This is a genomic window from Streptomyces sp. NPDC111802, from assembly GCF_055634335.1.
In genome coordinates this window covers 163,361-184,715 of sequence record NZ_JBVKCZ010000004.1, presented here as the reverse complement: position 1 = coordinate 184,715, position 21,355 = coordinate 163,361, and the positions used below count along the sequence as shown (strand labels likewise).

The 21,355-nt window shown below is 71.0% G+C and carries 18 protein-coding genes; 11 read left to right on the top strand and 7 right to left on the bottom strand.

The window, feature by feature from the left end; translation table 11 throughout:
• Window positions 1-84: 84 nt before the first annotated feature.
• Genes ACZ7NC_RS05660 through ACZ7NC_RS05645 form a run of 4 tightly spaced genes read right to left on the bottom strand, consistent with a single transcriptional unit; the run spans window position 85 to window position 3,110 of the window.
• Window positions 85-546: a MarR family winged helix-turn-helix transcriptional regulator gene (locus ACZ7NC_RS05660; protein WP_471485171.1), complete on the bottom strand. Its 462-nt coding sequence runs from the start codon at window positions 544-546 to the stop codon at window positions 85-87.
• On the bottom strand, window positions 543-1,304 hold the full coding sequence (locus ACZ7NC_RS05655; RefSeq protein WP_471485169.1) for an energy-coupling factor ABC transporter ATP-binding protein: 762 nt from the start codon (window positions 1,302-1,304) through the stop codon (window positions 543-545). Before ACZ7NC_RS05655 ends, ACZ7NC_RS05660 begins: the two co-directional genes overlap by 4 nt.
• The gene (gene cbiQ / locus ACZ7NC_RS05650) at window positions 1,292-2,053 is read right to left on the bottom strand and encodes a cobalt ECF transporter T component CbiQ (RefSeq protein WP_471485167.1); all 762 of its coding nucleotides are present in this window, start codon (window positions 2,051-2,053) and stop codon (window positions 1,292-1,294) included. The genes ACZ7NC_RS05655 and cbiQ overlap by 13 nt, the downstream gene beginning before the upstream one ends.
• Window position 2,054: 1 nt before the next feature.
• Window positions 2,055-3,110: an energy-coupling factor ABC transporter permease gene (locus ACZ7NC_RS05645; protein WP_471485165.1), complete on the bottom strand. Its 1,056-nt coding sequence runs from the start codon at window positions 3,108-3,110 to the stop codon at window positions 2,055-2,057.
• Window positions 3,111-3,279: 169 nt separating this feature from the next.
• On the opposite strand from ACZ7NC_RS05645, the gene ACZ7NC_RS05640 reads away from it, so the two are divergent.
• Window positions 3,280-3,660, top strand: a complete 381-nt coding sequence (locus ACZ7NC_RS05640) for an SsgA family sporulation/cell division regulator (RefSeq protein WP_471485164.1) — start codon at window positions 3,280-3,282, stop codon at window positions 3,658-3,660.
• A 41-nt stretch (window positions 3,661-3,701) separates the two neighbouring features.
• On the opposite strand, the gene ACZ7NC_RS05635 is transcribed toward ACZ7NC_RS05640, so the two are convergent.
• On the bottom strand, window positions 3,702-5,378 hold the full coding sequence (locus tag ACZ7NC_RS05635; protein ID WP_471485162.1) for a penicillin-binding transpeptidase domain-containing protein: 1,677 nt from the start codon (window positions 5,376-5,378) through the stop codon (window positions 3,702-3,704).
• A 105-nt stretch (window positions 5,379-5,483) separates the two neighbouring features.
• Entirely contained in the window at window positions 5,484-7,121 is a 1,638-nt protein-coding gene (locus ACZ7NC_RS05630; protein WP_471485160.1) for a penicillin-binding transpeptidase domain-containing protein, read from the bottom strand.
• 166 nt (window positions 7,122-7,287) lie between these two features.
• Here ACZ7NC_RS05630 and ACZ7NC_RS05625 point away from each other — a divergent pair, with 166 nt between their 5' ends.
• Window positions 7,288-8,322 (top strand): calcium-binding protein, encoded by a 1,035-nt coding sequence (locus ACZ7NC_RS05625; protein WP_471485158.1) that lies wholly within the window; start codon window positions 7,288-7,290, stop codon window positions 8,320-8,322.
• A 22-nt stretch (window positions 8,323-8,344) separates the two neighbouring features.
• Here ACZ7NC_RS05625 and ACZ7NC_RS05620 read toward each other — a convergent pair whose 3' ends face one another.
• Window positions 8,345-10,087 (bottom strand): dolichyl-phosphate-mannose--protein mannosyltransferase, encoded by a 1,743-nt coding sequence (locus ACZ7NC_RS05620; protein WP_471485156.1) that lies wholly within the window; start codon window positions 10,085-10,087, stop codon window positions 8,345-8,347.
• A 62-nt stretch (window positions 10,088-10,149) separates the two neighbouring features.
• Here ACZ7NC_RS05620 and rsmI point away from each other — a divergent pair, with 62 nt between their 5' ends.
• The 9 genes from rsmI to ACZ7NC_RS05575 all read left to right on the top strand — a co-directional run bounded on the left by rsmI (window position 10,150) and on the right by ACZ7NC_RS05575 (window position 21,315).
• On the top strand, window positions 10,150-10,998 hold the full coding sequence (gene rsmI, locus ACZ7NC_RS05615) for a 16S rRNA (cytidine(1402)-2'-O)-methyltransferase (RefSeq protein ID WP_471485155.1): 849 nt from the start codon (window positions 10,150-10,152) through the stop codon (window positions 10,996-10,998).
• Between the two features lie 189 nt (window positions 10,999-11,187).
• Window positions 11,188-11,601 carry a hypothetical protein gene (locus ACZ7NC_RS05610; RefSeq protein WP_471485153.1) on the top strand — a complete coding sequence of 138 codons (414 nt, stop codon included), beginning with the start codon at window positions 11,188-11,190 and terminating at the stop codon, window positions 11,599-11,601.
• A 47-nt stretch (window positions 11,602-11,648) separates the two neighbouring features.
• Entirely contained in the window at window positions 11,649-12,530 is an 882-nt protein-coding gene (locus ACZ7NC_RS05605; RefSeq protein WP_471485152.1) for a TatD family hydrolase, read from the top strand.
• A 140-nt stretch (window positions 12,531-12,670) separates the two neighbouring features.
• Window positions 12,671-14,074, top strand: a complete 1,404-nt coding sequence (locus ACZ7NC_RS05600) for a ubiquitin-like domain-containing protein (RefSeq protein WP_471485151.1) — start codon at window positions 12,671-12,673, stop codon at window positions 14,072-14,074.
• 61 nt (window positions 14,075-14,135) lie between these two features.
• A complete protein-coding gene (gene rsmA / locus ACZ7NC_RS05595) occupies window positions 14,136-15,044 on the top strand; it encodes a 16S rRNA (adenine(1518)-N(6)/adenine(1519)-N(6))-dimethyltransferase RsmA (protein ID WP_471485149.1) in 909 nt (302 codons plus the stop codon).
• On the top strand, window positions 15,045-15,962 hold the full coding sequence (locus tag ACZ7NC_RS05590; protein ID WP_471485148.1) for a 4-(cytidine 5'-diphospho)-2-C-methyl-D-erythritol kinase: 918 nt from the start codon (window positions 15,045-15,047) through the stop codon (window positions 15,960-15,962).
• A gap of 179 nt (window positions 15,963-16,141) precedes the next feature.
• The gene (locus ACZ7NC_RS05585; RefSeq protein WP_471485146.1) at window positions 16,142-17,260 is read left to right on the top strand and encodes a peptidoglycan recognition protein family protein; all 1,119 of its coding nucleotides are present in this window, start codon (window positions 16,142-16,144) and stop codon (window positions 17,258-17,260) included.
• Between the two features lie 158 nt (window positions 17,261-17,418).
• Window positions 17,419-19,227: an ABC-F family ATP-binding cassette domain-containing protein gene (locus ACZ7NC_RS05580; protein ID WP_471485144.1), complete on the top strand. Its 1,809-nt coding sequence runs from the start codon at window positions 17,419-17,421 to the stop codon at window positions 19,225-19,227.
• 258 nt (window positions 19,228-19,485) lie between these two features.
• Window positions 19,486-21,315, top strand: coding sequence for an outer membrane protein assembly factor BamB family protein (locus ACZ7NC_RS05575; protein ID WP_471485143.1), 1,830 nt, complete (start codon window positions 19,486-19,488; stop codon window positions 21,313-21,315).
• Window positions 21,316-21,355: the final 40 nt, after the last annotated feature.

The window sequence follows — 21,355 nt, the reverse complement described above, 5'->3', positions numbered from 1 at the left end:
CGCGCACAAGTGCATCGTGCACAAGGTACTTGCCGGTAGGTCAGGGGCCGTTACCAGGGGGTAGCAACCGCGGGTAACCCGAGTTCAGGAGGTCCGGTCCGCGGCGGTGTGCGCTCTGCGCGCGAGCTGCCACAGCTCCTCGCGCAACCGCGCGATCCCCGTCGCGTCGAGCCCCGTCGCGGTGAGCAGCGCGCCGGGGACGCACTTCGCGCGCTCGCGCAGCTCCTCGCCGCGCCCGGTGACGGCCACGAGCACGGACCGCTCGTCCCGTGCCGACCGCTCACGGCGTACCAGGCCCGCCGCCTCCAGCCGCTTCAGCAGGGGGGAGACGGTGCCGTAGTCGAGCCGCAGCGCCCCGGCCAGCTCCTTCACCGTCGTCTCGCCGCGCTCCCAGAGGACCAGCAGCACGAGGTACTGCGGGTAGGTGAGGCCGAGTTCGTCGAGGAGCGGGCGGTAGGCGGCCGTCACCGCGCGATGGGCGGCGTACAGCGCGAAGCAGAGCTGGTCGTCCAGGAACAGCGATCCCGCGTCCTCTTGATGTGTCACGCGCCCATTGTCACGGACCGCGGGTCGAAGCCGAACGGCAGCTCCAGTCGGTGGGCGCGCATCAGCTCGTCGTCCGCGAGGAGCGCACCGGTCTTCCCGTCCGCCGCGATCACGCCCTCGCTGAGGATCAGGGAGCGCGAGCACAGCTCCAGGGCGTACGGCAGGTCGTGCGTGACCATCAGGACGGTCACGTCCAACGAGCGCAGGATGTCGGCCAGTTCGCGGCGGGAGGCGGGGTCGAGATTGGAGGAGGGTTCGTCGAGGACGAGGATCTCCGGTTCCATCGCCAGCACGGTCGCCACCGCGACCCGGCGCCGCTGGCCGAAGGAGAGGTGGTGCGGCGGGCGGTCCTTGAACTCCGCCATGCCGACCCGCTCCAGCGCCCGGTCGACCCGCTCCTCCAGCTCCGGGCCCTTGAGGCCTGCCGCCGCGGGACCGAAGGCGACGTCCTCACGGACCGTCGGCATGAACAACTGGTCGTCCGGGTCCTGGAACACGATCCCGACCCGGCGCCGGATCTCGGCCATGTGCTCCTTGCCGACGGGCAGCCCGGCGACCTTCACCGTGCCCGTGCCGCCGGTCAGGATGCCGTTCAGATGCAGCACGAGGGTGGTCTTGCCGGCACCGTTCGGGCCCAGCAGCGCGACCCGTTCGCCGCGCGCGATGGAGAAGTCCGCGCCGAACAGGGCCTGGTGGCCGTCGGGGTAGGCGAAGGCGAGGCCGGAGACCTCCAGGGAAGCAGTACTCACAGGGCCCATCCCAACACGCAGACGACAAGGGCGGCGAAGGGGAGCGCGAGGGCGTACGACCACTGCGCCCGGGACGCGGTCACCTCGTCGATCACCGGCATCGAACCGGCGTACCCACGGCTGACCATGGCCAGATGCACCCGCTCGCCCCGCTCGTAGGACCGGATGAACAGCGCGCCCGCCGACTTCGCGAGCACACCCCAGTGCCGCACGCCCTTCGCCTCGAATCCGCGCGACTCCCGGGCGATGCGCATGCGCCGCATCTCGTCCGCGATGACATCGCCGTACCGGATCATGAAGGACGCGATCTGCACCAGGAGCGGCGGGAGCTTCAACCGCTGGAGGCCGAGCAGCAGTTCGCGCAGCTCGGTCGTGGAAGCGAGGAGTACGGAGGCGGCGACGCCCAAGGTCCCCTTGGCGAGCACGTTCCAGGCGCCCCACAGTCCACTGACGCTCAGCGACATGCCCAGCACCTCGACCCGCTCGCCCTCCGCCACGAACGGCATCAGCACGGCGAACGCGACGAACGGCACCTCGATCAGCAGCCGCTTCAGCAGAAATCCGGCGGGTACGCGGGCGGCGTACGCGACGAGGCCGAGCAGCCCGGCGTACAGGCCGAACGCCCACATCGCCTCCCGCGGTGTCGACACCACGACCACCACGAACGCGAACGTCGCGGCGAGCTTGGTGTGCGGCGGCAGACCGTGCACGGGCGAGTGCCCGTGCCGGTAGAGCCGGTGCGCGTGTCCCGCACCCATGTCAGACGCTCGTGCTCGCGGACGACACGTCGGACGCGTCGGCCGTACGCCGCCTGCGCAGCGCCCAGAAGACGCCGGTGCCCGCGACCACGGTCACGCCGACGCCGATGACGCCCGCGAGGCCGCCGGAGAGGCGGGCGTCGGTGACGTCCTTGACGCCGTAGTCGGCGAGCGGGGAGTCGGAGTTCGCGTGGTCCTCGGCCTTCTTGTCGATGCCGTGGTCGGCGGCGACCTTCTCCAGGCCGTCCGGGTCGGCGGAGGCGTAGAAGCTGACGAACCCGGCGAGGACGAGGGAGGTGACGAGGCCGACGGCCCACACCTTGCGCGGGGAGCGGGCGGCGACCGGGACGGCCGGCCCGGCGGCGGGCGCGTCCACCAGCTCGCCGTTGACCCGCAGTTGCAGGCGCTGCCGCAGATCGCGGGCGCCGTGCACGAGATCCGGGCGTACGGCGACGACGGCGCCGACGGTCAGCGCGGTGATCGCGGCCTCGCCGATGCCGATCAGCAGATGCACGCCGACCATGGCGGTGGCGACCTTGCCGATGGAGACGTCGGTGGTGCCGCCGACCGCGTACATCAGCGTGAAGGCAAGCGCGGCCGCCGGGACGGACAGCAGGGCGGCGACGAAGGAGGCGACGGTGATCGAACGGCGGCCGCGGGGCAGCACCTTCACCAGGCCGCGGAAGACGGCGTAGGCGACGACCGTCGTGACGATCGCCATGTCGGTGATGTTCACGCCGAGGGCGGTCAGCCCGCCGTCCGCGAACAGGATGCCCTGCATGAGCAGGACGACCGAGACGCACAGCACCCCTGTGCAGGGGCCGACGAGTATCGCCGCGAGCGCGCCCCCGAGCAGATGGCCGCTGGTCCCCGCCGCGACGGGGAAGTTCAGCATCTGCACGGCGAAGATGAACGCGGCCACCAGACCGGCCAGCGGAGCCGTCCGCTCGTCGAGCTCGCGGCGCGCGCCGCGCAGGCTCACGGCGACGGCGGCGGCGGCGACCACTCCGGCCACGGCGGAGGTGGGGGCGTCTATGAATCCGTCAGGTACGTGCACCGTTCGATGATAGTGGCTTAATGCGAACCACTTGCAAGAGCGAGGAGCTTGTGTATCGCACATGTGAGATACGGCGGCCCCGAAGGGCGCTTTCCGGAAGATATGCGACATTGGAGGGGGGCGGAAGCACAGCTTTCGCTCAGGTCACGCAGTGTAAGGGGCCGGTCCGATGTCTGTAGTCGAGCAGTACGCACGAGCCCATATCGTCACGGACGCGGACCTCCTGCTGGAAGAGCAGGACGCGGTGCCGGTGATCCTGCGGTACGACCCGGACAGCGATCCGCGCTCGGTGCGCGTGCGGTTGCCGGGACGCGAGGCCCATGAGTGGACCTTCTCGCGCTCTCTGCTGGAGCAGGGGCTGCGGGCCCCCGCGGGGAGTGGGGAGATCCGGGTGTGGCCGTGCGGGCGGGTGCAGGCCGTGGTGGAGTTCCACTCCGCGCAGGGAGTCTCGGTGGTGCAGTTCGAGACGAAGGCGCTGATGAGGTTTCTGCGGCGGACGTATCTGGCCGCCGCCGCACCCGTGGGGCATGAAGCTCAACTGGGGCGCTGAGGCCCAGCGGGGGTACTGAGGCTCAACGGGGGTGCTGAGGCTCAGCCGCCCATCTTCAGCAGCGCCGCCACGATCGGGCCGGCCGTGTCGCCGCCGTGGCCGCCCTGCTGCACGACGCCGGCCGCCGCCAGGTCGCCCCGGTACGCGGTGAACCAGCCGTTCGGCTTCTTCTGACCGTCGACCTCCGCCGAGCCTGTCTTGGCGCCGACGTCACCGGTGACCCCGGACATCGCCTCGGCCGCCGTGCCGTAGGCCGCCGTGTAGGCCATCAGTTCGCGCAGCTGGGACAGCGTGGACGCGGACATGGTGCGCGAGGCCGTCGCGAGCTGCCGTCCGTCGACCTCGGGGGAGACCAGGTACGGCTGCTTGAAGGTGCCCGTCTGCACGGTCGCCGAGACGGACGCCATGTTCAGCGGGTTCATCCGCACCCCGCCCTGGCCGATGAGCTCGGCCGCCATCTGGGCCTGCGACTGGACCGGGACGGCGCCGTCGAAGGTGGAGACGCCGACGGACCAGTTGTTCAGGGAGAGGCCGAAGACCTGCTGGGCCTGCTTGGTGAGGCTGTCGTCGTCCAGCTCGGGCGCCTGGCTGATGAAGGCCGTGTTGCAGGAGCGGGCGAAGCTCGCCTTGAAGGTGCCGCCCTTGATCTCGAACTTGTCGTCGTTCTGGAACTTCCAGTGGCCGTACGTGAAGAACTTCGGGCAGGGGTGCTCCTTGTCCGCCGACGCCAGGCCCTTCTCCAGCAGCAGCGAGGAGGTGATGACCTTCATCGTGGAGCCGGGCGCGAGGGAGCCCTGGAACGCGGTGTTGAAGCCGTGCGAGGAGTTGGCGACCGCCAGGATCTCGCCGGTCGACGGGCGCAGCACGACCACCGAGGCCTTCGTCTTCGAGGCGACCTGCTGCTCCGCGGCGGCCTGCATGGCCGGGCTGAGCGTCGTCTTCACGGTGCCCGGCGTGCCCTCGCTCAGCTCCAGCAGGGTCTTGTCGGACAGCTCGGCCTTCTTGGACTCCTTGCCCCGGACCACCTGGAGCTCGACGCCCGCCTTGCCGCCGGCCTTCTCGCCGTACTTCTCACGCAGGCTGTCCAGGACCGAGCCCAGCGACGGGTACTCCTTCTCCGTCAGCTCGCCGCCGTCCCGGTCGAGCGCCTTGACCGGCGGGGTGCCGGACTCGCCGGTGACGAGGGTGTCGCCGTCCTCCAGGTCGGGGTGGACGACCGCGGCGTGCCACTGGACCAGCGGCTTGCCGTCCTCGGCGCGCCGGACGACGGTGAGCGAACTGTCGTACGCCAGCGGCTTGGTGGTGCCCTTGTACGACACCGAGCCCTTCACGGAGAAGGGGACCTTGTCGCCGGTGCGGGTGCCGGCGGTGAGGGTGACGTCCTTGATGTGGGCGTCCTTGGTGTATCCGGTCAGCAGGGCCTTCGCGGCCACGGTGTCGTCGGTGGCGTTGGCCGCCGCGGTCACCTTGCCCTGCTGCCAGGCGGTGAGGAAGTCCTCGGCCGCGGTCGTGACCTCCTTGGCCGACAGCGGGCCGGTCTTGACGGCCTTGGCCCGCTGGCTGGAGCTCGACGAGCCCGTGCCGTTCTCGGCGGCCGCGCCGCTGCCGAGCAGAGCGTAGACCCCGATCCCGGCGCCGCCGAGCACCACGGCGATCATCCCGCCGAGTACGGCGGGGTTGGTCTTCCGTCGCTCGGCGACGCGCCTTCTGTTACCCACTTCTTTCCGTTCCCTCGCGTATTCCAGGGGCCCCCGCCGCCCCACCGACCTCACGCATACCAACGACGACGACCACCCTAGAGTCCCGTGCCGCGGCGGATAAGTTCAGCCGGACGCTCGTAGCACGGCTGCGACAATCGGGCCCGCCGCGTCGCCGCCGTGGCCGCCCTGCTCGGACATGGCCGCAGCCGCCACATCATCGCGGAAGCCGGTGAACCAGCTGTCCGAGGTGGCCTTTCCGTCGACCTCGGCGGAACCGGTCTTGGCGCCGATGTCCCCGCCCAGCCCGGCCATGGCCGGTGCGGCGGTGCCCTGGGTCGCGGTCAGCCGCATCATCTGCTTCAGCTGGGCCGCGGTGCTCGCCGGCAGCCCCTGCGCGGTGGCCAGTTGGCGGTCGTCGAGCTCGGGCGAGATCAGATACGGCTGGTGGAACGAGCCGGTGATCGCGGTGGCCGTCACCGACGCCATGTTCAGCGGGCTCATCTGGACCTGGCCCTGGCCGATGGCGTTGGCCGCGCGGTCCGGGCCGGTGGAGGCGGGGACGCTGCCGTCGAAGGAGGCGATGCCGGTCTTCCAGTCGTCCCGGCCGAGCCCGAACCGCTCCTGGGCCTCGTTCATCAGCGAGGCGTCGGTGAGCGGTTCCTCGTCGACGAGCTTGATGAAGGCCGTGTTGCAGGAGCGCAGGAAGCCGTTGGCGAGGGTGGCGCTCGCGCTCTCGTTCGGCTTCAGACCGTCGAGGTTCTTGAAGGTCTGGCTCTGCCAGGTGGCGGTGGGCGGACAGGGCGCCGGGCCGTTCATCGTGGTCACGCCGTTGTCGATGAGCATCGCCGAGGTGAGGATCTTCATCGTGGAGCCGGGGGCGACACGTCCCTCGAAGGCCGCGTTGAAGGCGTCGTCGCGGTGGTTCGCCACCGCCAGCACCTCGCCGGTGCTGGGCTTGACGGCGACGACCGACGACTGGGCGTACCGCTTCACGGCCTTCTCGGCCGCCGCCTGCACGCTCGCGCTGAGCGTCGTCTCCAGCTTGCCCGGTCTGCCCTTCGACAGGGTCAGCAGCGAGGTGTCCGGCGACTCGTCGGCGTGCCGTATCGACAGCTCGATGCCGGGCTCGCCGCCCGCCTTGTCGCCGTACTTGGCGCGCAGCGCGTCCAGGACCGGGCCGAGCGAGGGGTACTTCTCCTTCGTCAGCACGGTGCCGTCACGGCCGAGGGCCTCGATGGGCGGGCTCGCGGCCTCGCCGGTGACCAGGGTGTCGTCCCGCTTCAGCTGCGGGTGGACGACGGCCGGCTGCCAGTCGACGAGGGCCCGCCCGGTGGTGCGCCCGCGCACGACGCCGAGCTCGCTCTTGTACGTCAGCGGCTTGGACTTCCCGCCGTAGGACACCTTCGCCTTCACGGTGAAGGGCACGGTGGTGTTCTTCACGGCGCCGGGCGTGATCTTCACGTCGGTGATGTGGGCGTCCTCGCTGTAGGAGGACAGCACCGCTTCGGCGGCCGCGTCGTTGTGCGTGTACGTCGAGGCCTGTGCCGCCTCGCCCTTCTCCCAGGCCGCGAAGAACTTGGTCGTGGTCTCCTCGACCTCCTCCGCGCTCGGCGGCCCGGTCCTGGCCGGCGCGGGCCCCGCCGCCCCCGTCGCCCCGCCGCCGTTCAGCGCCGACACGATGTTATAGGCCCCGTACCCGGCTCCGCCCACCATCACGGCGAACACGCTGCCTATGACGGCGGCCTTGACCCCCTTGGTCATGGTCCCCTCCCCGTTAAGTCCTCAGCACTGTAAGTGACATGACGGAAACCTGGGGGAGTTGTTTTCTTTTGTTGTCCGAATGATTGACCGATTTCTGGCAACCAAGTACGCGGTCCGCTAGTCGGACGGGTCGTCGGTCACCGCAACCGGGCCCGGAGGTCCTACCGTGCCGTATCGATTCGCCGGATTCCGAACGTTTCATGCCGCTTTCGTACTGGTGCTGGCGCTCGGCACGGCCCTCGCCCTGCCGGCCGCCCTCGGCCCCGGGCGCGGCAAGCCGGTGCCGCCTGCGACGGTCGGCGTGCAGGGGCCGGTCAAAGACCGGGCGGCCCCGGTAGCAGGGCTCGAGTACCAGGCGGCCCCGGGCCAGAACAACAAGGTGGCCGTCACCGAGTCGTCTTCCGGCTCCTACGACATCACCTATGTGATCGACGACGTGGTCCCCATCTCCCCAGGGGGAGGTTGCGCCTACCTCAGCGACGCCGACCACACCAAGGTCTCCTGCAGGGTGAGGATCGAGGAGATGGCCACGAGTCCGTACCAGACGCTGCTCGTGGAGCTCGGCGATGGAGAGGACACCGCCAGTGCCCACCGGGTCGGCGAATCGAGCATGGGCTACACCGTGTTCAGCTTCGGCTCCGGCAACGACACCTGGGCAGCCACCTCGAACGGGGTCTCGACTGTCTACGGCGGCCCCGGCGACGACAAGCTGACGGCGATCCACGGCGTGCAGGTCAGCGGCAATGACGGCGACGACACGATCTACGCCGGCGACGGGGCAAGTGCCTTGGGCGGCCCCGGTGACGACGCGATCTACGCCGTCGGCGACGGGTCCAGTGCCGCGGGCGGCCCCGGCGACGACGTGCTCCAGGGCAGGGAGGGCGACCAGGTCCTGTCCGGCGAGCAGGGCGACGACTCGATCCACGGTGGCCCCGGCGACGACCGGCTGTCCGGCAACGAGGGCAACGACGTCCTGTACGGCGACGACGGCGACGACGTGCTGTGGGGCGAGCGCAGGGTGGGCGACGGCTTCGAACTGTCGCGGGACGAGAAGCTCGGCAAGAAGCGCGACGACAAGCTGTACGGCGGCCCCGGCACGGACCAGCTGTACGGCGGACCGGGCCCGGACGAGCTGCACGGAGGCCCCGGCACCGACCATCTGGACGGCGGCACCAGCCCGAACACCGTCGTCCAGGACTGACGCCGCCCCACTCAACCCCCGCCTACACCCAGGTGTCCAGCCACATCCGCGACCGCCACTGGTCGATCGGGATCGCCTGCCCGGTGTAGATCGGCCAGAAGTAGATGAAGTTCCAGACGATCAGCAGCACCAGCACCCCCGCCCCCGTCGCGCCCACCACCCGCCGGGTGTCGCTGGAGCCCGGTGGGCCAATGATCGCGCCGAGGAGCATGGCCACGGCCAGGCACAGGAAGGGGAGGAAGACGACGGCGTAGAAGAAGAAGATCGTGCGTTCCTGGTAGAGGAACCAGGGGAGGTAGCCCGCCGCCACGCCGCAGGCGATGGCGCCGGCGCGCCAGTCCCGGCGGAAGGCCCAGCGCCACAGGATGTAGAGGACCGCGAACGCGGCCACCCACCACAGCAGCGGTGTGCCGAGGGCCAGTACCTCGCGGGCGCACTTCTCGCCCGCGTCGACGGGGCAGCCGTCCTTGCCGGGGGTGGGGGACTCGTAGAAGTAGGACACCGGGCGGCCGACGACGAGCCAGCTCCACGGGTTGGACTGGTAGGTGTGCGGGGACGAGAGGCCGACGTGGAACTCGTACACCTGGTGCTCGTAGTGCCACAGGCTGAGCCACCAGTCGGGGAACAGCCACGACCAGTCGCTGGAGCGGCCGTTGGCGGTGGCCCAGTCGCGGTAGTAGCCGCCGCTGCCGTTGGTCGGGGACAGGATCCAGCCCGCCCACGACACGATGTAGGTGACGATCGCCACCGGCACCGTCGCCAGGAACGCCAGGCCCAGGTCGTGCTTGACCACCGCCGTGTACGGGTGGTGGGCCCCGGCGACCTTGCGGGCGCCGACGTCCCAGAGCACCGTCATCAGGCCGAACGCGACCAGGAAGTACAGGCCGTTCCACTTGGTGCCGATGGCCAGGCCCAGCATCAGACCGGCCAGCCAGCGGTAGGGGCGCGCCCCGAGGCGGAGGGTTTCGGCGATGTGCGCGTCGGGGCGGACCCGGCCGTCGGCGTCGGCCGGCAGCGCGGCGGCGAGTTTCGCTCGGGCCCGGTCCCGGTCGAGGACCAGACAGCCGAACGCCGCCAGCACGAAGAACATCAGCACCCCGTCGAGCAGCGAGGTGCGCGCCATCACGAAGGCCAGCCCGTCCACCGCCATCAGCCCGCCCGCGAGACAGCCGAGGAAGGTCGAGCGGAAGACACGGCGGCCGATGCGGCACAGCATCAGCACCGCGAGGGTGCCCAGCAGCGCGGTCATGAAGCGCCAGCCGAACGGGTTGAACCCGAACATCAGCTCGCCGAGCCCGATGACGTACTTGCCGACCGGCGGATGCACGACGTACGCCGCGTCCGTCGGGACGGGCACGTCGCCGTTGGTCGACAGGATCAGGTTGTTGACGTTCTTGTCCCAGTTGACCTCGAAGCCGCGGTGGACGAGCGCCCACGCGTCCTTGGCGTAGTACGTCTCGTCGAATATCACCTTCTTCGGGTTGCCCAGGTTCCAGAACCGCAGCATCCCGGCCAGCAGTGTCACCAGCAGCGGACCGCCCCAGCCCGACCAGCGCGCGATCTTCTCGGCGAGCGGGCGGGAGACGCCGAGGAACTGCCACATCCGCGGGCCGGGCTGGACATACGGCGGCACCAGCTGGTCGCGTACATCGCTTCTGGGCGCCGCCGTGTAGCCGAATCGGCGCAGCCGCTGCTGCCACGACGGCCGCTGCTCGTGCGGCGCCTGGCCCTGCCGGGTGTCCATGGAGGACGCGGTACTGGTCACCGCGCCATCGTAGGGAACACGTCTGTGACAGTCGCGTGGATGCGCCCTGCGAGGATGGAAACGTGACAGGAACCCTTGTTTTGGCAGGCACCCCCATCGGCGACGTCAAGGACGCCCCGCCCCGGCTCGCCGAGGAACTGGCCGGCGCGGACGTGGTCGCCGCCGAGGACACCCGGCGGCTCAAGCGCCTGACCCAGGCGCTGGGCGTGCAGCCGGCGGGGCGGGTCGTGTCGTACTTCGAGGGCAATGAGTCGGCCCGCACGCCCGAGCTGGTCGAGGCGCTCCTGGCGGGCTCGCGGGTGCTGCTGGTGACCGACGCCGGGATGCCGTCCGTGTCCGACCCCGGGTACCGGCTGGTCGCCGCGGCCGTCGAGAAGGACATCAAGGTCACCGCCGTACCCGGGCCGTCCGCCGTGCTCACCGCGCTCGCGCTGTCCGGGCTGCCGGTGGACCGGTTCTGCTTCGAGGGGTTCCTGCCGCGCAAGGCGGGGGAGCGGCTGGGGCGGCTCAGGGAGGTGGCCGAGGAGCGGCGCACGCTCGTCTACTTCGAGGCACCGCACCGGCTCGACGACACACTCGCCGCGATGGCCGAGGTCTTCGGCGCCGAGCGGCGGGCCGCCGTGTGCCGGGAACTGACCAAGACGTACGAGGAGGTCAGGCGGGGCGGGCTGGGAGCGCTCGCGGCCTGGGCGGCGGAGGGCGTGCGCGGGGAGATCACCGTCGTCGTCGAGGGGGCTCCGGAGAAGGGGGCCGAGGAGGTCGACGCCGGGGAGCTGGTGCGCCGGGTTCGCATCCGTGAAGAAGCGGGGGAGCGGCGCAAGGAGGCCATCGCGGCCGTCGCGGTGGAGGCCGGAGTGCCCAAGCGGGAGGTCTTCGACGCCGTGGTGGCGGCCAAGAAAGCCGGGGCGTGAAACGCCTTGTGAGCAGGGCGTATATCGCATGAGCGCGCGCCCCATGCCGGAGTAAAGCGGCCTGGGACTTTCGGCAAGGAACGTCCAAGTCGGCGCCAACACTGGACAGATCCCGTGCGTTGACTCCTGCGGAGGAGTCCACTGGTTGTGGGACGCGACCCGTCCCACCAGCGGACTACAGGAGCTGGCATGAGCGAGATCACTGGGCAGACCGGCCTTCGCAACGGGGCGACCGCCATCGTGAACGAGTCGTACTCCTTCGCCTGCATGCGCTGCGGGCACGGCTGGGAGCAGTCGTACGAGATAGAGCACCACATAGACGGCGAGGGCCGTGAGTTCGTGATGTACGTGGCCGACGGCCAGGTCGTGCCGTCGCCGCTGAGCCGGCCCACGTGTGCCAACTGCGACAACCACGTCGTACGGATCATGCAGTCGGGGCGGGTGGCGTCGGTGCGCGACGCGGTGCACCGCCAGCGCCGGGTGCCGCCGGCGGGCCCGGTGGAGGTGCCGGGCGTCCCGGCCGACGGTACGGCGCCCAAGGAGCACCACCACCACTGGCATCTGTCCGATCTCCTGCACGTCTTCCAGCGCAAGGCGAGCTGAGCCGGACACCGGGCCGGGAAGGCATGCCCCTTTCGTAGGATCGGGGCATGCCTTCGAACGCCGCCGAAAAGCACGCCGCCCCGCCCCTCCCGGAACCGCTCCGGGTACCGGTGGCCGACTCGCACACCCACCTCGACATGCAGTCCGGCACCGTGGCGGAGGGGCTCGCCAAGGCGGCGTCGGTGGGGGTGACCACCGTCGTGCAGGTGGGCTGTGACATACGCGGCTCGCAGTGGGCGGCCGAGACGGCGGCGGCGTACGACGCCGTGCACGCGACCGTCGCGCTGCATCCGAACGAGGCGCCGCGCATCGTGCACGGAGACCCCGACGGCTGGTCCCGGCAGGGGGCGCGCGAGCCCGGGGGCGTGCGGGCGCTCGACGAGGCGCTCGCCGAGATCGACCGCCTGGCCGCGCTCCCTCAGGTCAAGGGCGTCGGCGAGACCGGCCTCGACCACTTCCGCACCGGGCCCGAGGGCAAGGAGGCGCAGGAGGCGTCCTTCCGCGCCCACATCGAGATCGCCAAGCGGCACGGCAAGACCCTCGTCATCCACGACCGCGACGCCCACGAGGACGTGCTGCGCGTGCTGAAGGAGGAGGGCGCTCCCGAGCGGACCGTCTTCCACTGCTACTCCGGGGACGCCGAGATGGCGGGGGTGTGCGCCCGCGCCGGATACTTCATGTCCTTCGCCGGCAACGTCACCTTCAAGAACGCCCAGAATCTGCGGGACGCGGTGGCGGTGGCCCCGCTGGAGCTGCTCCTGGTGGAGACCGACGCGCCCTTCCTCACTCCGGCGCCGTACCGCGGACGGCCCAACGCGCCGTATCTCATTCCGATCACGGTGCGCGCCATGGCGGCCGTACGAGGGATCGACGAGGACGCGCTGGCGGCGGCCCTGGGGTCGAACACGAAACACGCCTTCGGTTACTGACCGATAACGCCGGGTAACGCTCGCACGGATTTACGCCGGGCCGCTCGCCACTGTGTGTAGCCGCGTCGCTTTGGAGTGCAACCGACCCTCCGCTAGGTTCTGGGGGCCCGAAACGGACCCCTCCGCTGGAGCGTGTCGTCGTGAGCAACGCGCAGTTCGAGACGTACGGCCCGACCCCGGCCCATGAGCCCTGGGGGTACGACGGCTTCGACCCGTACAGCGCTCAGACGCTGACATACGGGGTGCCCAACCCTTACCAGACGCGTACGGACAGTTACGGAACCGGTTACGACAGATACGAGTCCCACGGGGCGCACGAGACCTACGGGGCGTACGAGGACACATACCGGCCCGCCTACGAGGCGATCGAGACCGTGCATCCGCCCGTAGTGCGCCCCAGCAGCGGGCGGCGTGCCGCGCACCGGCGCAGGGCGCGGGCGGCCGAGCGGGGCGACGGGACGATGCGCCGGCTCGTCCCGCAGGCGCTGGTCGTGGCGTTCCTCGCGGGCGGGACGAGCGCGTTCGTCGCCAAGGACAAGGCGATCGAGCTGAGTGTCGACGGCAAGCCGCGCAGTCTGCACACCTTCGCCGACGACGTCACCGAACTGCTCACCGAGGAGGGCGTCGAGGTGGGGGCGCACGACGTGGTTGCACCCGCGTCGGACGCGGGGCTCGCCAACGGTGACGAGGTCGCCGTGCGCTACGGCCGCCCCGTACGACTGACGATCGACGGTCAGCGGCGTGAGGTGTGGACGACGGCGCACACGGTGGAGGAGGCGCTCACCCAGCTCGGGGTGCGTGCCGAGGGCGCGTATCTATCGACCTCGCGCTCCCGGCGCATCGGGCGTGAGGGGCTCGCGCTGGATGTGCGGACCGAGCGGGCGGTGACGGTGATGGCGGACGGGCGGGCACGCACCATCCGGACGAACGCCGCGACGGTGAGCGAGGTCGTGGAGCAGGCCGGGATCACCCTGCGCGGGCAGGACACCACCTCCGTCCCCCTGGACAGCTTCCCGCGCGACGGGCAGACGGTCACCGTCCTGAGGATCACCGGCCGCAAGGAGATCCGCGACGAGGCGCTCCCGTTCGCCGTGGAGCGGATCGAGGATCCCTCGGTCTTCAAGGGCACGGAGATCGTAGAGCGGGCCGGGCAGGCGGGCCTGCGGCGGATCACGTACTCGCTGCGCACCGTCAACGGCGTCAGGCAGAAGCCGCGGCGGCTCAAGAGCGAGGTGGTGCGCGAGCCGCAGACACAGGTGGTGAAGGTGGGCACGAAGCCCCTGCCGACGTCCGTCAGCGGTGCCGGTCAGCTGGACTGGGACGGCCTCGCGGCGTGCGAGTCCGGCGGGCAGGCGGACGCGGTGGACTCGTCGGGGACGTACGGCGGGCTGTACCAGTTCGACACGGAGACCTGGCGAAGCCTCGGCGGCGAGGGCCGGCCACAGGACGCACCGGCGGCGGAACAGACGATGCGCGCGAAGAAGCTGTATGTGCGGCAGGGCGCGAGTCCTTGGCCGCACTGCGGCGGCCGGTTGCACAGGTGAGGCCCCGCTCACCGGGCAGGCGCGGACGATCGCGCCCGGCGGCGCCCCGTACCCTTGTCGGGTGAGCAGCCCCACCCCCGACGCCCTGCTGGGCCCCGCCGACGTCCGAGAGCTCGCGGCAGCCCTCGGTGTGCGTCCCACCAAACAGCGCGGCCAGAACTTCGTGATCGACGCGAACACGGTCCGCCGTATCGTCCGCACCGCGGAGGTCCGCCCCGACGACGTGGTGGTGGAGGTCGGCCCGGGACTCGGCTCCCTCACACTCGCCCTGCTGGAGGTGGCCGACCGCGTCACCGCCGTCGAGATCGACGACGTACTGGCCGCCGCGCTCCCCACCACCATCGCGGCCCGCATGCCGGAGCGCGCCGACCGTTTCGCGCTGGTGCACTCCGACGCGATGCACGTCACCGAGCTGCCGGGCCCGCCGCCCACCGCGCTGGTCGCCAACCTCCCCTACAACGTGGCCGTGCCGGTCCTCCTGCACATGCTCGCCACCTTCCCGAGCATCCAACGCACCCTCGTCATGGTGCAGTCGGAGGTCGCCGACCGGCTGGCCGCCGCACCCGGCTCCAAGGTGTACGGCGTGCCGTCCGTGAAGGCCAACTGGTACGCCGAGGTCAAGCGGGCCGGCGCCATCGGACGCAATGTCTTCTGGCCCGCGCCGAACGTCGACAGCGGCCTGGTGTCGCTGACCCGGCGGGCCGAGCCGATCAAGACCACCGCCTCCCGGCGCGAGGTCTTCGCCGTCGTCGACGCGGCCTTCGCCCAGCGCCGCAAGACGCTGCGCGCCGCGCTCGCCGGCTGGGCCGGTTCGGCGGCGGCGGCCGAGGCGGCACTCGTGGCGGCCGGCGTCTCACCGCAGGCCCGCGGAGAGGCCCTGACCGTCGAGGAGTTCACGGCCATCGCGGAACACAAGGAAGCCGGAGCCCGGCCGACGCCGTCCGCCGCCCCGCACAAGGAGTCCGAGTAAGTGAGCGCGAGCGTCACCGTACGGGTCCCCGCCAAGGTCAACGTCCAGCTCGCGGTCGGTGCCGCCCGCCCCGACGGTTTCCACGACCTGGCCAACGTCTTCCTCGCCGTCGGCCTCCACGACGAGGTCACCGTGACCCCCTCGCCCGACGGACTGCGCGTCACCTGTGACGGCACCGACGCCGACCAGGTCCCGCTGGACCGTACGAACCTCGCCGCCCGCGCGGCCGAGGCGCTCGCCGCGCGGTACGGCCGTACTCCCGACGTGCACCTGCACATCGCCAAGGACATCCCGGTGGCCGGCGGTATGGCGGGCGGCAGCGCGGACGGAGCGGGTGCGCTGCTCGCGTGCGACGCGTTGTGGGGCACCCGGGCCTCCCGTGAGGAACTCCTCGACATCTGCGCCGAGTTGGGCAGCGACGTGCCGTTCAGCCTGGTCGGCGGCGCGGCCCTGGGCACCGGGCGGGGCGAGAAGCTCCGTGTGCTCGACGTCGGCGGCACCTTCCACTGGGTGTTCGCGCTGGCCGACCGGGGGCTGTCGACGCCCGCCGTCTTCCGGGAGTTCGACCGGCTCGGCGAGGACACCGACATCCCCGAGCCCGTCGCCTCCCAGCCGCTGCTCGACGCGCTCGCGAAGGGCGACGCCGACGCGCTCGCCGCGACCGTCTCCAACGACCTGCAGCCCGCCGCCCTCTCCCTCTTCCCCGAGCTCGCCGGCACCCTCACCGCCGGCCTCGCCGCGGGCGCCCTCACCGCGCTGGTCTCCGGCTCGGGCCCGACCACGGCGTTCCTCGCCCGCGACCCCGAGTCGGCCGAGAAGGTGGCCGAGTCCCTGCGGGCGTCCGGCAGTTGCCGCGCGGTGCGCACGGCGGCCGGGCCCGTTCCGGGCGCGACGGTCATGCGGATCACCGGAGCGTGACGCCGTACTCACAAGTACGCGTTCTTCGCTCGATCTCCACAGGGATGTACTGCTGGCGCGCTACACACCGCACAGCGGGGGCGGTTAGGGTCGGTTGACGTTTCAAGCGTCGGGCCATGGCTCGTGCCACAGCGCTGCCCGACGCACCGTCAAGTGATCCTCTGGAAGGGGACACTCCCGTGTCCGAATCCCCCACTCCCGCCCAGTCGTCCCATCGTAGAAAGCGCTCCCTGTCCCGTCGCGGCATGATCGCCGCGGGCGGGGCGGTGGCCACCGGAGCCGCGCTCACGCCGATGGTGTTCGCGTCCACCGACTCCGCCGAGACCGACAACTCCGCCGCCGGCTCCGGCGATTCCGGTACGACGCCGGAGAAGTTCCCCGCCACCCGCACCGAGGCCGCCACCGGCACCGGCGAGGCCACCACCGCCTTCGCCGCTTCCTATGTCGGTGTGCGCTGGTCCGGCGCCGAGGAGGGCGCCGCCATCCGGCTCGCGGACGGCGACTGGCAGAACCTGACGAGCGGTTGCGCCACCGTCGAGGGCGGCGGCACCGCCCTGGTCGCCGCCGGTGACGCCACCGCGTACGAGGTGAAGGCCCCGGGCGGCATCGACGGCGTACGGTCGCTGGCGATCGACACCACCGACGGCCCGGGCCGCACCTTCCAGGTGCCGAGCGAGCCCACGCGCGTGCGGGGCGTCCGCTACCTCTCGCGCCCGGCCTGGGGCGCCGACGAGTCCAAGCGGTACAAGGACGGCAAGGTCAACTCGCCGGAGGCGTACTACCCGCTGCAGATCATCACGGTCCACCACACCGCGACGCCGAACGACGACCCCGACCCGGCCGCGACGGTGCGCGCGATCTACGAGTACCACGCGATCACCAACGACTGGGGCGACATCGGCTACCACTTCCTCATAGACGAGGCGGGCAACGTCTACGAGGGCCGCTACTCCGGCGACGACGGCATCCCCGCCTTCGACCCGGACGGCGACCTGGTCACCGGCTTCCACTCCGTGGGCTACAACTCCGGCGCCCTCGGCATCGCCCTGATCGGCAACCTCGACCACCAGGCCCCGACGGACGCGGCCAAGGCCTCCCTGATCCAGCTGATCAAGGTGATATCCCGGTTCAAGGGCCTCGACCCGGAGGCGCGGGTGACGTACACCAACCCCGTCAACGGCACGAAGAAGGACACGAACACCGTCGGCGGGCACCGCGACTACTTCGACACCGAGTGCCCCGGCCAGATCATGTACGACCTCCTGGGCGAGGTCCGCGCGGCGGCCGCCGGCCGCTGACGCCGACCACGTGGACGCGCCCTGGGGACGGCAGGGGATCCCCGGGGCGCACGCGTGTCCCGGACCGTAGCCGTCCCGGACCTTCGGCGCACGGGTGCGGGGCCGTCGGCGGGCGCGACTACCCTGGAGGGTCGAACGTCCCCCTGGGCAGGAGAGAAATGGCCGTCAATCTGGTCAATGTCGAGAACGTCAGCAAGGTGTACGGCACCCGTGCCCTGCTCGACGGCATCTCACTCGGCGTCTCCGAGGGGGACCGCATCGGCGTCGTGGGCCGCAACGGCGACGGCAAGACGACCATGATCCGAATGCTGGCCAAGCTGGAGGAGCCGGACACCGGCCGGGTCACGCACTCCGGCGGACTGCGCCTCGGCGTGCTCACCCAGCACGACTCCCTCGACCCCGAGGCGACCGTCCGGCACGAGGTCATCCGGGACCTGGCCGACCACGAGTGGGCCGGGAACGCCAAGATCAGGGACGTACTGACCGGCCTCTTCGGCGGTCTCGACCTGCCCGGCTTCCCGCAGGGACTCGACACCGTCATCGGCCCCCTCTCCGGCGGTGAGCGGCGCCGGATCGCGCTCGCCAAGCTGCTCATCGAGGAGCAGGACCTGATCGTCCTCGACGAGCCCACCAACCACCTCGACGTCGAGGGCATCTCCTGGCTCGCCCGGCACCTGCGGGAGCGTCGCTCGGCGCTCGTGTGCGTCACCCACGACCGCTGGTTCCTGGACCAGGTCTGCACCCGCATGTGGGACGTGCAGCGCGGCGACGTCTTCGAGTACGAGGGCGGCTACTCCGACTACGTCTTCGCACGCGCCGAGCGCGAGCGCATCGCCGCGACCGAGGAGGTCAAGCGGCAGAACCTCGTCCGCAAGGAACTGGCCTGGCTGCGCCGCGGCGCGCCCGCGCGCACCTCCAAGCCGCGCTTCCGGGTCGAGGCCGCCAACGAGCTGATCGCGGACGTGCCGCCGCCCCGGGACAGCAGCGAGCTGATGAAGTTCGCCTCGTCCCGGCTCGGGAAGACGGTCTTCGACCTGGAGGACGTCACCGTCCAGGCCGGCCCCAAGGTGCTGCTCAAGCATGTGACCTGGCAGCTCGGGCCCGGCGACCGGATCGGTCTCGTCGGTGTCAACGGCGCGGGCAAGACCTCCCTCCTGCGGGCGATGGCCGAGGCCGCGCGGACCGAGGGCGAGGTACAGCCGGCCGGCGGGCGGATCGCGGTCGGAAAGACCGTCAAGCTGGCCTATCTGTCCCAGGAAGTCGCCGAACTCGATCCCAACTGCCGGGTGCTGGAAGCCGTTCAGCAGGTGCGGGAACGCGTGGACCTGGGCAAGGGGCGCGAGATGACCGCCGGTCAGCTGTGCGAGACGTTCGGCTTCGGCAAGGAGAAGCAGTGGACGCCGGTCGGGGACCTGTCGGGTGGTGAGCGCCGCCGACTGCAACTGCTGCGGCTGCTCATGGACGAGCCCAACGTCCTCTTCCTCGACGAGCCCACCAACGACCTCGACATCGAGACCCTCACCCAGCTGGAGGACGTCCTCGACGGCTGGCCGGGCTCGATGATCGTCATCTCCCACGACCGGTTCTTCGTCGAGCGCACCACGGACCGTGTGTTCGCCCTGCTCGGCGACGCCACCCTGCGGATGCTGCCGCGCGGCATCGACGAGTACCTGGAGCGCCGCCACCGTATGGAGGCGCAGGTCGCCGCCGCGGCCTCCGCTCCGGCCGCCGAGAAGGCCGTACCGGAGAAGAGCGCGGCCGATACGCGTGCCGCCAAGAAGGAGTTGCAGAAGATCGAGCGGCAGCTCGACAAGCTCTCCGAGCGGGAGACCAAGCTGCACGCGCAGATCGCCGAGCACGCCACCGACTTCGCGAAGGTCGCCGAACTCGACGCGGAACTGCGGGACTTGGCAGGTCAGCGCGACGAACTGGAGCTGCGCTGGCTGGAACTCGCCGAGGACGCATAGCTCGGTGACCGGCCGGCACAGGGCGCGCGGAGCCGCTCGCGCGGGCGGAGCACGCGCTGTGTGAAGGGGGCGTGAAGGCGCATAACGGCGGTATCACGGGCCGGTCCTCCCTTGGGAACAGGGGTGGATACGGCCCGGTGCGCTGTCGGTGGCGGGTGATAGAAAGGTCCGCCTGAGAACAGTCTGAGAAAAGCCGGTGTGGCAAAAACGCGACGGCGTAGAACGTGGCACCACACCGGTCTCAAGGGGGAACCGCTCATGAGCCAGCCGCCCAACCAGCCGCCGCAGGGTGGTTTTGGCGCACCGCAGGACCCACGGCAGAGCGGCTTCGGCGCGCCGCAGCCCCCGCAACAGGGCCAGCCGCCGCAGCCCCCGCCCCCGCCGCAGGGCGCCCCCCAGGCACCCCCGCCGCCGCAGGGCCCGCCGCAGCAGCCGCCGCCCCCGCAGGGCCCGCCGCCCGGCGCCCCGCAGCCCGGGTACGGCTACCCGCAGCAGCAGCCGGCCCAGCCGGGCCCGTACGCCTCCGGGCCGTATGCCCAGCCCCAGCAGCAGCCGGGGCCGTACGGCTATCCGCAGCAGCCCGGCCCCTACGGCCAGCAGCCCGCCCCGGGTTACGGCTATCCGCCCCAGCCGCAGTACCCGGGCGCCCCCGGCACCCCGCCCGGCGGTTCGCGCAACCCCTTCAAGGGCAAGCCCGCCCTCGCCATCGGTGCCGCGGTCGCGGCGCTGCTCGTCATCGGCGGCACCGTGTACGCGGTGACCAGCGGCGACGACAAGGACGACAACCCGGTCGCGCAGCAGAGCGACGACCCGAAGGGCTCCGAGTCCCCGTCCGGTTCCGGCGGCAGCGAGGGCGGCGACGACCCGGAGAACCTCAACGCGGGCCGCCAGGCGGGCGAGTCGAAGGTGCTCTGGTACCAGTCGGCGCCCGACGCGCCCAAGTCCGGCGCCGACGCCCCCGGCATGTGGATCACCGACAAGACCGCGGTCAAGGCGGCGTACAAGCAGCTCTTCGCCTACAACGTCGGTGACGGCAAGGCCACTTGGGACCCGATCACCTTCCCGGAGAAGATCTGCGCGGTCACCCCGCAGAAGTCGGACAGCGACAAGATCGTCGTCGCGTACATGAGCGGCGGCAGCGACCGCGCCAAGTGCAACCAGCTCCAGCAGGTCGACCTCAACACCGGCGAGAAGGGCTGGCAGGGCTCGGTCGCCAACGGCGAGCTGTTCGACAGCACGCTCGACGTCGAACTGTCCATCACCGGCAAGACGCTGACGGTGGGCCGCTCGCAGTCCGGCACCGCGTACGACATCGACAGCGGCGAGAAGCTGTGGGACAAGAAGCGGTTCGGCGACAAGTGCTTCCCCGACGCCTTCGCGGGCGGTGAGAAGCTGATCGCCGTCGCCTCCTGCGACGCCACCGGCAGCAACGAGCACGACGCCGTGCAGGAGCTGGACCCGGCGACCGGCAAGGTGAAGTGGACCCTCGACTTCGACAAGGGCTGGCGCGTCGCGCGCGTCTTCTCCCTCGACCCGCTGGTCATCTACAGCACCAACGAGGACAAGAAGGCGGGCAACATCTCCGCGTTCACGGCCGGCGGCAAGACCCGCTCGCAGGTCGGCTTCAACATCGACATCGGCGCCGAGTGCGGCTGGGCCATCCTCCAGCGTGACCTCCAGGGCTGCAGCGGTGTGGTGGCCGACGCCGACACGCTCTACATGCCGACCAAGGCGACCGCCGCCGCCAACGAGATCGTCGCCATCGACCTCGCCAACGGCAAGGAGAAGTGGCGCGTGAAGTCCCCGGCGGACGAGTCGATGCTGCCGATCAAGGTCGAGGACGGCAAGCTCGTCGCGTACGTCCAGCCGTCGTACGACGCGGGCGGCCAGATCGTGGCGATCCCGATCAGCGGGAGCGACCACGAGCCGGCCAAGCTGCTCCAGAACCCGGCGAGCGTCGCGGACATCGAGAACGGGTTCTTCTCCAAGGCGTACGACTGGGCCGACGGGCGCTTCTACCTCTCCAGCACCCGGCTGAGCGGCAACGACGACGCCAAGGAGAAGCTGATGCTCGCCTTCGGCAAGTGAGGCGAGCACCGGCCACGCCCCTCCCCGTCGTCCCCGACCT